General features: G+C 63.8%; 13 protein-coding genes. 5 read left to right on the forward strand and 8 right to left on the reverse strand.

Annotation, left to right across the window (positions count from 1 at the left end; translation table 11 throughout):
• The first annotated feature begins 91 nt into the window (after positions 1-91).
• Positions 92-1,111, forward strand: a complete 1,020-nt coding sequence (locus tag APH30_RS21975; protein ID WP_054913762.1) for an XdhC family protein — start codon at positions 92-94, stop codon at positions 1,109-1,111.
• Between the two features lie 21 nt (positions 1,112-1,132).
• Here APH30_RS21975 and APH30_RS21980 read toward each other — a convergent pair whose 3' ends face one another.
• From APH30_RS21980 to APH30_RS21990, 3 genes are all read right to left on the reverse strand, one after another.
• Positions 1,133-1,921, reverse strand: coding sequence for an ABC transporter substrate-binding protein (locus tag APH30_RS21980; RefSeq protein WP_054903951.1), 789 nt, complete (start codon positions 1,919-1,921; stop codon positions 1,133-1,135).
• 241 nt (positions 1,922-2,162) lie between these two features.
• Positions 2,163-2,360 carry a DUF1289 domain-containing protein gene (locus tag APH30_RS21985; RefSeq protein ID WP_029887314.1) on the reverse strand — a complete coding sequence of 66 codons (198 nt, stop codon included), beginning with the start codon at positions 2,358-2,360 and terminating at the stop codon, positions 2,163-2,165.
• A 7-nt stretch (positions 2,361-2,367) separates the two neighbouring features.
• Positions 2,368-2,685, reverse strand: a complete 318-nt coding sequence (locus tag APH30_RS21990; RefSeq protein WP_054913763.1) for a hypothetical protein — start codon at positions 2,683-2,685, stop codon at positions 2,368-2,370.
• 314 nt (positions 2,686-2,999) lie between these two features.
• Here APH30_RS21990 and APH30_RS21995 point away from each other — a divergent pair, with 314 nt between their 5' ends.
• Positions 3,000-4,748, forward strand: a complete 1,749-nt coding sequence (locus APH30_RS21995; protein WP_054913764.1) for a BCCT family transporter — start codon at positions 3,000-3,002, stop codon at positions 4,746-4,748.
• A 261-nt stretch (positions 4,749-5,009) separates the two neighbouring features.
• Here APH30_RS21995 and APH30_RS22000 read toward each other — a convergent pair whose 3' ends face one another.
• The gene (locus APH30_RS22000) at positions 5,010-6,353 is read right to left on the reverse strand and encodes an OprD family porin (RefSeq protein ID WP_054913765.1); all 1,344 of its coding nucleotides are present in this window, start codon (positions 6,351-6,353) and stop codon (positions 5,010-5,012) included.
• A 268-nt stretch (positions 6,354-6,621) separates the two neighbouring features.
• On the opposite strand from APH30_RS22000, the gene APH30_RS22005 reads away from it, so the two are divergent.
• Positions 6,622-7,272 (forward strand): TIGR04211 family SH3 domain-containing protein, encoded by a 651-nt coding sequence (locus APH30_RS22005; RefSeq protein ID WP_029887318.1) that lies wholly within the window; start codon positions 6,622-6,624, stop codon positions 7,270-7,272.
• A 6-nt stretch (positions 7,273-7,278) separates the two neighbouring features.
• Here APH30_RS22005 and APH30_RS22010 read toward each other — a convergent pair whose 3' ends face one another.
• Positions 7,279-8,211 (reverse strand): LysR family transcriptional regulator, encoded by a 933-nt coding sequence (locus APH30_RS22010; RefSeq protein WP_029887319.1) that lies wholly within the window; start codon positions 8,209-8,211, stop codon positions 7,279-7,281.
• A 208-nt stretch (positions 8,212-8,419) separates the two neighbouring features.
• Between APH30_RS22010 and APH30_RS22015 the strand changes: the two genes are divergently transcribed.
• Together APH30_RS22015 and APH30_RS22020 are read left to right on the forward strand one after the other, a co-directional pair.
• A complete protein-coding gene (locus APH30_RS22015) occupies positions 8,420-8,806 on the forward strand; it encodes a VOC family protein (RefSeq protein WP_054913766.1) in 387 nt (128 codons plus the stop codon).
• A 41-nt stretch (positions 8,807-8,847) separates the two neighbouring features.
• Complete coding sequence (locus APH30_RS22020; RefSeq protein WP_054913767.1) at positions 8,848-9,417, forward strand: hypothetical protein; 570 nt, start codon at positions 8,848-8,850, stop codon at positions 9,415-9,417.
• A gap of 33 nt (positions 9,418-9,450) precedes the next feature.
• On the opposite strand, the gene APH30_RS22025 is transcribed toward APH30_RS22020, so the two are convergent.
• The 3 genes from APH30_RS22025 to APH30_RS22035 all read right to left on the reverse strand — a co-directional run.
• Complete coding sequence (locus APH30_RS22025) at positions 9,451-9,891, reverse strand: VOC family protein (protein WP_054913768.1); 441 nt, start codon at positions 9,889-9,891, stop codon at positions 9,451-9,453.
• Positions 9,892-9,958: 67 nt separating this feature from the next.
• Positions 9,959-10,885, reverse strand: coding sequence for an alpha/beta fold hydrolase (locus APH30_RS22030; protein WP_054913769.1), 927 nt, complete (start codon positions 10,883-10,885; stop codon positions 9,959-9,961).
• 152 nt (positions 10,886-11,037) lie between these two features.
• A partial coding sequence (locus APH30_RS22035; protein WP_054913770.1) for a UvrD-helicase domain-containing protein occupies positions 11,038-13,059 on the reverse strand: 2,022 nt, incomplete at its 5' end.

Consider the following 13,059-nt stretch of genomic DNA (forward strand, 5'->3'; position numbering starts at 1 on the left):
ACCCGGCCAGCAGTAGCCCCATCATCTTGCATATGCGCTGAAGGGGGCATGCCTGAGCCAACCTTCTCGACAGTGTTGTAACGGAGTTTCCATGGAAAGCATCGACCTGCTGGTGCTGCGCACCACCCGCGACTGGCTTGCCGGCGGCCACCGCGCCCTGCTTGCCACGGTCGCCCGTACATGGGGCTCTTCACCGCGCCCGGTCGGCTCGATGATGGCGCTGCGCAGCGATGGCCGGGTGGTTGGCAGCGTATCCGGTGGCTGTATCGAGGACGACCTCATCCACCGCTACACCAGCGCCTATGGCGGCCCCGGCATGCCCAGCGGCCAGCCGCAGGTGGTGCGCTACGGCGTCAGCGCCGACGAAGCCCACCGTTTCGGCCTGCCCTGCGGCGGCACCCTTGAACTGGTGCTGGAGTTCGCGCCCGCGTTGTCGCACCTGGAACAACTGCTGGCCAGCCTGGACAGCGGCAACCTGATGTGTCGCCAACTCGACTTGCACACGGGTGCTGCCAGCCTGGTTGCCACCGCTAGCCCACAACTGTTCAGGTTTGATGGCCAGCGCCTGTGCAGCACCCTTGGGCCTGGTTACCGCCTGCTGCTGATCGGTGCTGGCGCCCTGGCCGAGTACCTCGCAACCATGGCCCTGTTCAACGGCTTCAGTGTCTCGTTGTGCGACCCGCGCCCGGAATACACGGCAGGCTGGAGCATCCCCGGCGTTACCCTGCTGCCAGGCATGCCAGACGATGTGGTCCGTGCCTTCAAGGCAGATGTGCGCAGCGCCATCGTTGCCGTCAGCCATGACCCCAAGCTGGACGACCTGGCCTTGCTCGAAGCCTTGCACAGCCCGGCCTTCTACATTGGCGCCATCGGCTCGCGGCGCAACAGCCAACTGCGCCGTGAGCGGCTGATCGCGCATTTCGGCGAAAGCGAAGCGTCGCTGCAGCGTTTGCATGGACCGATAGGCATCTATATCGGCAGCAAGACCCCGGCGGAAATCGCCGTCAGCGTGATGGCCGAGCTGCTGGCGGCAAAAAATGATGTGCATTTGCCTGGCGCGGTCAACGTCAGCAACGCCAAGGAAGCCGAGCAGCTGGCCCACGCGCTGTAGCAACGGCCTGCGCACGACCTGTCATTGCCATTGCTCCATGTTCTGCTTCAACAACTGCTGCGGCAGGGCTCCGCCCACGATCCTGGCCATTTCCCGGGCCAGTGCTGCGCGCAGCTGTGGCTGGTTGCAGGGTGAATTATGCGAAATGGCCAGGTACAACCCTTCACTGGAGACCGGTGGCTGCAGTACCTGCACGGCACCGCCAATACCCAGTGTGCGCGCCAGGGCCATGCCAGGGTACTGTTCGTAAACCACGTAGGCACTGCGCTTGTGCACCAGTTTTTCGAACGCCTGGCGAGCAGTGGGTACCGCTTCGAGCGTGAGATGAGCCTGCGCGTACTCATCGAACTGCTGGCCATGGCTGTTGTTCACCAACGTACCGCCCTTGCGGCCCTTCAGGTCCGCCCATTGCCGGTAGGCAAAGGCGTCACCCTGGCGCACCCAGACCACGCTGGGGGTGGCCAGGAACGGTGGCTCGATGAAGTCCATGTGCTGTTGCCGCGCCTCGGTGCGAAAGTACCCGGCCAGAAGGTCGATCCGCCCAGTGCGCACTTCTTCCTGCGCGCGTGACCACGGCCCCGCGTACACTACGTCGATCTCCAGCCCGAGCTGCTTGCCCAGGTGCTTGAGCAAATCGGCATTGGCACCCATCAACTGCTGCGGGTTGCGCGGATCGCGCCACAGGTAAGGCGGGTATTCGGGGTTACCGGTGGCGGTCAACCGCCGGCATGTGTCATCGGCTACCGCCGCCAGGGGCAGCAGCATCAGGCACAACAAGGGCAAGGCGTGGCGCAGGCAACGCTTGATCATCAACGACCCTCGGCAGTTGTAACTTCGCCGCCCCGCTGGGTGACCAATGGCTTGAGCAATGCTGGTCGGCTGCATCAGGTGTGGGGCTGTATACAGTCTGGACCATCAGAGGCCGACTAGTGGACCTTTTATGGGCAAAAAAAGGAGTGCGGCCCATCGCCGGCAAGCCGGGCTCCCACAGGAGCAGCGCAGACCTCAAGCTTTGCGCCCCCTGTGGGGGATGATGGGCTGCCAGCAGGGCCTAACTGACCTGCCGCTTGGCCGCCTTCTTGGCGATGGCCTTCATGCGCGTGGCCGCCCGCTGCACGGTCGCCATCTTCTCGGGGCGCTTCATGCCCCGCCATTTGCGGATTTCCTCGCGGGTACGGCCGCAGCTCACGCACAGCTCACTGTTGAGCTGGCACAGCGAAACGCAGGGGTTGTCGATGTCTTTGGCCATATGCCGTTCAGCCGGGCAATTCAGCCCGCGCGCGCGCGCCAGCATCCTTGAACACTTTGCTCACTTCATCGGCCTTGGCCTTGTTGACCGAGTAGGCGGCCACCAGCTCGTCGACAACGCGTAGGCCTTGTTCCAAGGCCGTCTGCAATTGGTCGGCGTCGCAAGCGTCAGCGATATCCCCAAGGTAAGGCGCGATGAGGTAAACGTAACGGTCTTGCAGCTTGAGCGCTTCCAGCGCATCGAGAGCATGCTGGAACCGCTCGGCTGCGGCAGGGCTCATGCTCAGTTTATCGAAATGAATCAGGCTCACACGGTCAGTGGCCATTATTACGAATCTCCGTTTCCTGGTACGGCCGGGCCCGCACGCGACAGCGCTTCTACGGTGCTTGATGTGCGGCCCCGGGTAATGCCCACCAGCGTACCAGAAGCCGAGACAGAAAGGGCCAATGCCCCCAGAACTAAAAGTATTTGCCAAGTCGCGCAAGGGCAGCCCCAGGACGCTATCGGGACAGGTGCCGGCGCCGACCGCGCAGGATAATTCCGCCAGCACTCCACCCGGCCGAGGCGCCAACGCACTCGGTAGCTCACACAACTACAAGCCTGCACGAACAGGCAAGCCACACAGGGGCCTCAGCATTCATGGTAAAGGAACACATCAACGAAACACTCGACCTTGGCGTTACCGACCCCTCGAAAACCGCAGAAGCCCGCCAGGACCGGCGCTTCGAGGGCAAGCTGGACTGGGTGGTCTTCGGTTTCACCAGCATCCTGGCCATCGCTTTCGTGCTCTGGGGCTTCATCAACCAGGCCAGCCTGGCGCGCAGTGCCTCCACCGCTCAATCGTGGGTCATTCTCAACTTTGGCTGGTTCTTCGTACTGACCTCCACCCTGTTCGTGGTGTTCGTGCTGTGGCTGGCCGCCAGCCGTTACGGGCGGGTACCGCTTGGCCGTGATGGCGAACAGCCAGAGTTTCGCACGGTGTCCTGGGTGGCGATGATGTTCAGTGCCGGCATGGGTATCGGCCTGATGTTCTTCGGCGTGGCCGAGCCGCTGTCGCACTACGTGTCACCGCCGCCCGGCTCGGCCAGCGGGCAGACCAGCGAAGCGATGCAGGTCGCCATGGCGACCACCCTCTTCCACTGGACCTTGCACCCTTGGGCCATGTACGCCATCGTCGGCCTGGTCATCGCCTACGGGACCTTCCGCCGGGGCCGCTCACAGTTGATTTCCGCGGCCTTCCGGCCGTTGATCGGCAAGCACGCCAACGGCCCGCTTGGCCGGCTGATCGACATGATGGCAATCTTCGCCACGCTGTTCGGCTCGGCGGCCTCGCTGGGGCTGGGCGCCCTGCAGATCGCCGGCGGGTTGGAATACAACGGCTGGATCGAGAGCCCCGGCAAGCTGTTCTACATCTCCATCATCACCCTGCTGACCATCGCCTTCGTCTCGTCGGCGGTATCGGGCATCGGCAAGGGCATCCAGTGGTTGTCCAACATCAATATGGTGCTGGCCCTGGTGCTGGCGCTGTTCGTGTTCATGGTCGGGCCGACCCTGCTCATGATGAACTTGCTGCCGACCTCGCTCGGCATCTACATCAAGATGCTGCCGGAAATGATGGCCCGTACCAACGCCAGCGGTGGCGAGCAGATGAACAGCTGGCTGGCCGGCTGGACAGTGTTCTATTGGGCCTGGTGGATTTCCTGGACGCCGTTCGTGGGCATGTTCATTGCCCGCATCAGCCGTGGCCGCACCATCCGCCAGTTCGTTACCGGCGTGCTGCTGGTGCCGAGCCTGGTCAGCCTGGTGTGGTTCACCATCTTCGGCGGCGCGGCCGTCGATGCCCTGCGCGAAGGTGCTTTCCAGCTGGCCAACGGGGCAGTCAACAGCAACCATGCGTTGTACCAGTTGCTGGACAGCTACCCACTGGCCTCGGCGACGTCAGTGCTGGTGATGGTGCTGGTGGGCATCTTCTTTGTCTCGGGCGCCGACGCGGCGTCGCTGGTGATGGGCACGCTGTCGGAGCACGGCACCACCGCACCTTCGCGGCGCACGGTGATCTTCTGGGGCGCGCTGACCGGGACGGTCGCGGCCATCATGTTGGCGATCGGCGACCCACGGGACCCTGGCGAAGCGCTGACCGGGCTTCAGAACCTGACGATCGTGGTGGCCCTGCCGTTTGTGGTGGTGATGGTGCTGCTTTGCCTGGCGCTGTACCGCGACCTGCGCAAGGACCCGATGATGCTGCGCCAGCTGCGCGGCAACGAGCTGATCGAAAAAGCCGTGCTGTATGGGGCGGTGAAGCATGGCGAAGAGTTCTATATCGTGGTGCAGGAGAAAAAGGCGTCGGTCAAGACGGCGGAGGCTGCGAGCGAAACCGCAGACACCTGAACCCGCGCAGCGGTAACGGCTACTGCGCAAAAAAAGCGCCCCACAGGGTAATGCCTGTCAGTTGAGCGTTACTGGGGCTGCTTTGCAGCCCTTCGCGGGCACGCCCGCTCCCACACTCATGAAATGCGCGATCCCCTGTGGGAGCGGGCGTGCCCGCGAAGGGTCGCAAAGCGGCCCCAAATCACTTAACTGACTTGCATTGCCCAAGGGGCGCAAAACATTCACCCAAACCAAAGGAGCTGGAAAGCTACCAAGGTGAATTCACAGGATCGACAGTGGGTACTCGACGATCAGCCGCACTTCGTCCAGGTCCGACTCGAACGCCGTGGCGCGGGTGGTGGCCTGGCGTACCCGTAGCGCCAAGTCCTTGGCCGCACCGCTCTGCACCACGTACTTGACCTCGATATCGCGCTCCCAGCGTTTCTGATCGGTCAGCGGGTTGCCATCGGCACCCCGGCGCATATATACGGCGTTAGCGTTGCTGTAGTCCGCGTCGCTACCTTTGCCGTAGCGGGTCATGAACGACAACCCAGGCACGCCATAGGCCGCCATGTTCAGGTCATAGCGCAGCATCCACGAACGCTCCTTGGGCGAGTTGAAGTCGCTGTACTGGATGGAGTTGTCGAGGAAGATCGAGTCGGCCTGGCGCAAGTAATCGAAGTCGTCGTCGCCATTGTTGCGCTGGTGGGTGAGCGCAAGGGTGTGGGCACCGAAACGCACGCCCAGCTTGGCACTCCAGATATCGTTGTCGAAAGCACCCAGGCGCTGGCGCCCCTCGTCCACGGCCTTGTAGTAATTGAAACCGCCAATCAGCGCCAGTTGCTCGCCAAGCGGCCAACTCAGGCTGGTGCCGGCGTAGTACTGGTTCCAGACATCCTTGAGCCGGCTGCTGAACAGGCTGACACTGGCATATTCGTTGAGGGTGTAGTCGCCGCCGCCGTAGGCGATCCAGGGCGAGTCCACCGGGCCGCCATAGAAGGTGGCGAAGTTTTCCCGCATGCCGCTGGACATGGGCTGGCTCATGGCATGCAGGCGCCCCGCCTGCAGGGTCAGGTCCTTGATGCTGGTGTTCTCCAGGGTCACGCCCCGAAAGCTCTCGGGCAACAGCCGTGAGTCGCCTGCGGCGACCACCGGGTTAACCGGAAACACATCGCCCACCTTCAATACCGTATCGAACAGGCGCACCTTGGCCGCGCCGCCAACCTTGGTGTATTCATCGCGCGCCTGGCCGTCATGGTCTACCGGCAATACATCGAACGAACTGCGCCCGCCGTTACGGCCGCCGCCGGTATCGAGCTTGAGGCCGAGCATGGCGAACGCGTCCACGCCGACACCGACCGTGCCTTGGGTAAAGCCCGACTCGAAGCGAGCGATCACGGCGTGAGCCCAGGCCTCGGAGTAGCCATTGTCAGGCGCTTTGCGCGGGTTGTGCGTGGGCGCTGCAGCGTCGCGGTTGTCACGGTTGAAGTAGAAGTTGCGGTTGAGCACATCGAGGGTGCTACCTTCGATGAAGCCGTCGGTGTTCTTTTCGGCGGCCAGTGCCTGGCCAACGACGCTGGCCAAGGCCAGGCATGCAGCCAGTTTAAGGGGGTATCTGCAAGTCATCGGATGCTCCTTGAACGTCGCATTTGTTTTTATGTCGGCGTTGCGAGATTGCCCCTCGGCAGATAACGCCAGGATGATCCCCGCATTACAATTACGTCATCGGCGGCGCCCCGGCACGGCTTGGGCGCTGCAACATCCTGCAGACATTTCCGACGCCAGGCAGTGAACCTGCTGACAAAAAAAAGGTCATTCGCTGACGGTCAACTCACCGACCGGTTCATCGGCCCAGTCACCGGCCTACTTTTTATCCGTTGCAGCGAAGACCAACATGCCCGATTCCCGCCCAACCGCCTCCGCCCTCCCTGCCCTGCGCGGCAGCCTGATCGCCGCCCTGCTGGCGCTTGCCGCACCCGTGCATGCCGAAGAGCCCGCCAGCGACGCACGCTGGGTCAGCGACAGCCTGAGCACCTATGTGCGTAGCGGGCCGACCGACGGCCATCGCATTGTCGGCACCCTCAAGTCCGGGCAAAAGCTGACCCTTCTTGGCAGCCAGGGCAAGTACAGCCAGGTGCGCGGCCAGAATGGCGACGTGGTGTGGATCCTCAGCGATGACCTGCAGGCGGTTCCCGGCCAGAACGAACGGCTGCCGCTGCTGGATGCGCAGGTGGCAGAGCTCACCGGCCAGCTGAAGACCATCGACGACAGCTGGAAAAACCGCGTGCAAGGCATGCAGGAAACCCTGGACTCGCGCAAGAAGCTGATCGACGAGCTGGAGGCACGCAACAAGGCGCTCAACGAGCAATACGACCAGAGCCAGTCGGAGCTGCGCGACACCCAGGCGCGCCTGGGCGATGAGAACAAACAGGTGATGATGCGCTACATGGTCTACGGTGGCAGCATCGCCGGCGCGGGCCTGCTGGCGGGGCTGATCCTGCCGGCGCTGACCCGCGGGCGCAAGAAGAATGACCGCTGGTTCTGAACTGGGTCAGGCACCGCGCTGCGGCTGCAGATCTTGGAACTTCGCCAGCTCTTCGCGGCAGAACGCCACGAACAACTGCGCCGGCTTGGTCAGCTGTACACGCTTCAACCAAGCCGCGGCCAACCCCGACAGCGCCACCGGCTCGGTGATGTCCAGCATGACCAGGCGCTGGCCGTCGTAGGTGTAGGGCGAATGCGGCCGGGTGACCAACAGCGAGAACCCGAACCCCTGCCCGACCATGCCGCGCACCATCTCGATCGAAGGCGAACTGAAGACGATGTTCGGCGTGAGGCCCAGCTCGTTGAACAGGCTGACGAAGTAGGTACGGCTGGGCGCCACGTCCAGCAAGATCATCGGCTCCGGGCACAGGTCGCGCAGTGAGACCTGGCCCTGGCTGGCAAAACGGTGGTTCTCCGGCAGCAATACGTACGGTTTTTGCGGCGGCATCAGCGGCTCGGCCTCGATGGTGCCATCGAGGTCGTGATCATAGAGAAACGCCAGGTCGAAGCTCCCTGCGGTCAGACCCTGGATCAGGTCCTGCTGCTCGCCGTCGCGCAGGCGGATATCCACGCCAGGGTAGCGCTGGCGGAAACCGGCAATCAGCCGTGGCAGGTACAAGGGAGCCACGGTTTCGAAACAACCGATATCGATTTGCCCGGCAACGGTGTCATTGTCGGCCAGGGCGTTTTGTTCGAACTCATGGGCCATTTGCAGCAGCGACTTGGCCTTGGCGTAAAAGCGCTTGCCGCTGGGCGTCAACGACACACCCTGAGCATGGTGGCGGATGAACAACTGCACCCCGAAGCTTTCCTCCAGGCCTTTGATGGCCGTGGAAATCGACGGCTGGGCGATGTAAAGCTGGCGCGAAGCCTCCGCCACGCTACCGGCTTCTACCGTGGTGACGAAGTACTTGAGTTGTCGCAGGGTATAGGCAGCCACGCTTACCTCTCTGGCGCCGGCCTGGGCGCACGGGAATCGGGATCATGGCTGACACTTTACCCCCGAAGGCGCCCGGGCGGTGGCTGGCGGATCAAGCATTTGCCTATGGCTTGAGCAGGTTTTCCCTGGGTAGGCTCAAGCGCACTGGTCAAATGGCCCTCAGCGTCTTTACTGATGCTTATCGACCCTAGGCATACGGTGTGCACTCATGAAGATCGTCGTCACCAGCATCCTCGTCGACAATCAAGCCAAAGCCCTTGCTTTCTACCATTACGTACTCGGTTTCGAGCCCAAGCAGGACATCCCCATGGGCGACCACCGCTGGCTGACCCTCACCTCGCCCAACGACCCCAATGGCGTTGAGTTGCTGCTGGAGGCGTACGACAGCGATGAGGCCCAGGCCAACCATGCGAGACTCAAGAAAGCCGGTACCCCTGCCACCTCCTTCGCCGTGCGTGACATTCAGGCTGAGTATGCCCGGCTCTGCGCCGCCGGCGTCCAGTTCACCCAGCACCCTACCAACAAGGGGGCGGTAACCGTCGCGGTGTTCGATGACACCTGCGGCAACCTGATCCAGATCGCACAGAAGCACTAACCCCATGCCGCTATGGCACTGCGCAACAATAAGGAAAACAGATGCGCCACGAATTCAGCGAAGTGCTCAATGACGGGGTCGACTACTTTCTGCTTGGCGATATCCAGTTGCTCGAACGGTTCAAGCAGGACCAGCAACTGCCCGATGACCTGGCCTATGCCTTCACCCATGACGACAGCGGCGACCAAGCCGTGAGTGAAGGTGTGGTGCTGCCACTGGCCGGGGTCGATAACCTGCCGTACCGCATTCTGTTCACCCTGGACAACCACACACCAGCGCTGCGCGAAGCTGGCAGCCGCCTGAAGCACCAGCGCAACGGCTATGTGCTGCGCGTCGAGCACGGGGCGCTGATGCTGTATACCTGGCGGATCCTTCAGCACTTCACGCCCAAGACGCTGGGTGACTTCTTGGCGCGTTACCAGGTACCGGGGCGGCCGATCATCGAACTGGACAATGGCTGGTATGACGTGGAGGTGCTGGCCGGCGCAGTGGTGCGCGACGCCTTGTACGAGCCAGCATTCGAGTTCGTGTTGAAAAAGCGCTGGAACCGCGGCCGGACGGCCACCGTGGACACTGGCTACGCGTTCGGGCTACGCGGCTATTACGACTGATGGTTGCCTGCCCCGGTGTGCGCGCCGCCAGGGTTAAACCCCGAGGGGGTGCACCGCTGCCACTGGCGCTATCGGCCCCTTAAGCTCGACCTGGTTGCCATCCGGGTCGTAGCAGTACAGCGACGGCCCTTCGCCTTCGGCACCGTAGCGTTTCTCGGCAGGTTCCACCTGCACCCCCGCCGCTTGCAGGTAGGCCAGCAAGGCGTGCTCATCGAATGGCTCGATACGCAGGCAGAAATGATGCAGGTTGCGCCCCTCGGCGCCCGGCGCCGCACCACCGGTTCGCCCCAGCGGCCCGTCCAGCGTAACCAGGTCGATCATCGCCGTGCCCGTGGCCAGGTGCACCATGCCCAGGTCCTCACGCACGCGACTGACCGAACAGCCAAGCAGGTCGGTATAGAACGCCACGCTGCGCGGCAGGTCCCTGACCCGCAGTACCAGGTGGTCGATGTGCTGGATGGCGAAGGGTCGCATGGCGGGCTCCTGCTGGCCTGGGGGTGTACCACCATAGCGCAGGGCCCCAGGCCATCACCAGCACTCGCTACTCATTCACCAGGCGTTGCAGCATGCCCCCTTCGTGCCGCGCGATGATGCGCAGCAGTTGGTCGGCCAGCGCCCGGTCCGGCGCATCCAGGTGGAAATGATGACCGCCCGGGTGCCAGGACACCTTCGCATGGTCGGGCAAAGCCGCCTGGCGCTGGCTGAACGCATCGCCGGCAAATGCCCCCTGGCGGCCGAACATCAGGTACAACGGGCAGCGGATCTGGCTGAGCAGGTCGCACGCTTCGCGCTCGGTCAGCGGCATGGGTTCGGGCAGCACCAGCCTTGGGTCGTGGCGCCAGCAATAGCCCTCGCCCAGCTGCAACAGGTCGCGCATGGCCAACAAGCGGGCGGCGCCTTCGGACAGCTCGGTGTCCAGCCGCTCGCGGCGTTGCGCCAAGGCGGTGTCGAGGTCATCGAAGCAGGCAGCGCCCGGCTCGCCGAAGCCCGGTAGCTGGCTGCGCTGCACCATGCGCTTGAGCCGATAGGCCCGCGCCAGGTGCTGCACGCGGTCATCCTCGGCGACGGTGAACGGTGCCCCCATGCCGTCGAGGAACGTCATGCTGGCGATGCCGCTGGTCATGGCCGCAAGCAACGACGCCACCCCCGTGCCCATGCCGTGGGCCAGTACATGGAATTGGCTCAGGCCGAGGCTGTCGGCAACCGCCAGCATGTCCTCGGCGTGCTCCCACAGGTAATAGCCACTGTCGTGCCGGCGATGGTCGGAACGCCCATGGCCGACCAGGTCGGGGGCCACGACGAAACAGTGTTCGAGCAGCGGTGCCAAGCGGTCGAACGAGGCTGCATTGTCCAGCCAGCCATGCAAGGCCAAGACCGGCATGCCGTCCTCCCGGCCCCAGCAGCGCACCGCGATTTCGATGCCATTGTTGTCCAGCAAGTAATCCTTGGGTGTCGACGATGAACGCATGGGTAGCTTCCTGACTAAGGCCTGGCAAGGCCGCGACACCCCTACCTTGGCGCGATGCCGGCAGCCGCGTTGGTGCCGGGCCGACACTTGCATAGGCCAGACCGACACCCCTCAGCTGAACGTCGCCCCTTGCTCGCCGGCCACAGCGCCCTTCACTGCCCGCGCAGGTCCTCGAAGAATGCCTGCCGGCCATCGACCCGTGCAGACGCCCTTGGCGCCACCGCCGCTTCGCCGCTGGCGGCCTCGACGTGCCAATAGCAGTGCTGCACGGCTCGGGTCACTGCCACGTAGGCCAGGCGCTGCACTTCTTCCTTCTGCGCGGTATCGAACGGCTGGGCGTCTGCGGCCTTGCCCAACCCGGCCTGGCGGTAGACCTGGTTCTTGTAGGGGGAGCTGGTCAGGTACTGGCAGTCGCCGAGCATGAACACCGCGTCGGCTTGCAGCCCCTTGGCACTGTGGTAGGTCAGCTGGCGCAGCCGGCGTTGCTCGGCCGGCAGCGCGGCCTCGGCTTGCACCACGCTTTGCAGGTGCTCGCTCATCAGTACCCGGTCGCTGCCCTTGCGGTACAGCATCATCACCGTCTCGCCGCGCTGGTAGTGCTCCATCAGTGTCTGGCCCAAGGCTGCCTCATCCCGGTCGAAGACCTTGACCGGCGAGCCCGGCAATTGCGCGGCGGGGCCGCTGGCCCGGGCCTTCTTGCCGGCAATTGCCGGGGTGCCCTTGACCAGGTGCTCGGCGGCATCGATCACCTGTTGCTGGCAACGGTAGTTATCGACCAGCATCACGCGGGTGTTGGCCGGTGCAGCAAAGGCCTTGGTGAATTCCATGAAGTACTTGGGTGAACTGCCGCGCCAGCCATAGATCGACTGCCAGTCGTCGCCCACGCACAGCAGTGACGAATGCTGGGCATGCCGCCCGGTGTGCATGGCCGGGCCGCGTCGGCGTATTTCGCGCAAACTCGCACGCAGCCAGCTGACGATCTGTGGCGACACGTCCTGGAACTCGTCGATCATCAGGTGCGCCAACGGCCGCAACAGCGGATCGGGTAGCAGGCGCAGGTTTTCCGGGTTGTTTTCGCCGAACAGGGCGAACATGCGGTTGTAGCTCATCACCGGTGGCGACAGGCCCAGCAGGTGCGCTTCCAGGGCTTTCCAGTACAAGGCCAGGGCCTCGAAGAACAGGGCGTCGCTGTCACCGCTGGGGAAACTCATCGACGCCACGGCCGTGTTCACCTCAAGGCCAAGGTTCTCGATGAAATTGGCAGCCCCCACGAACGCATCCAGCAGTGGCGCCGCCGCCAGCTCGCCCTTGACCTTGTACTCGAAGCCAGGGCCCGCCACGGCATCACCGGCCAGCGACGCTGCCAGGCGCCGGGCCATGGCGTAGTTGTCGAGCCAGATCAGCGGCCGGTCGCAGAACGCCTGCAACAAAGTGCGTTTGACCGCCCACTCACCGCGTACCGCCAGCTTGGCGCCAGGGCGCTGGTACTGCGCGCTTTCCGTCGGATCGAAGCCGAGCACCACCAACGGCCCGCCCCCCGCCAGGCGCCCATGCACATGAAACCGGCTGCCACGGATCTCGACGGTATCGCGGCACGGTTCGATACCTGTGATCGGCCAGGCGCCGGCAGCGAACCAGAGGTCCTCGATCACATCACACAGCTCTTCGTCGCGCTGCGCAGCCAATTGCGTAACCTGGGCGCGTTTTTGCACCTCGGGGTTGTTCGGGTCCAGGGGTTTGAGCTGCAAGGCTTCGCTTCGCAGCAAGCCGACCAGCTCGGCAAAGCGTGGGCTTTCATGCAGCACGCGGCTGTAGCACTGGTTCAGTTGCTGGCGTTGGGCGTCATTCAAGCGCAGGTCGAATGGGTTGCTGTCGGCCTCGGCTTCGCGCCCGGCTGGCATGTCGCTGCCCAGCGTTTCGAAAGCACGCAGCTGGTCAAAACCCGGCAGGCTGCGCACCAGCGGCAGAATGCGTGAATGGAAGGTCCGCACCAGCTCGCGCGCCTGCGCCGGTTGCAGGTTGATCTGCCACAGGGCGAACACCTGCACCAGGCGCTTGATGAAGTCTTTGCGCGACTCGCGGGTAAAGGTGACCACGGTCATCGCGTCCAGCTCGTAGCCCAGGTAATGGCGCAACAGCAGGATGCGCAGCACCAGCGACGTCGATTTGCCCGC

The sequence above is a fragment of the Pseudomonas sp. NBRC 111127 genome, from assembly GCF_001320345.1.
GTDB lineage: Bacteria > Pseudomonadota > Gammaproteobacteria > Pseudomonadales > Pseudomonadaceae > Aquipseudomonas > Aquipseudomonas juntendi.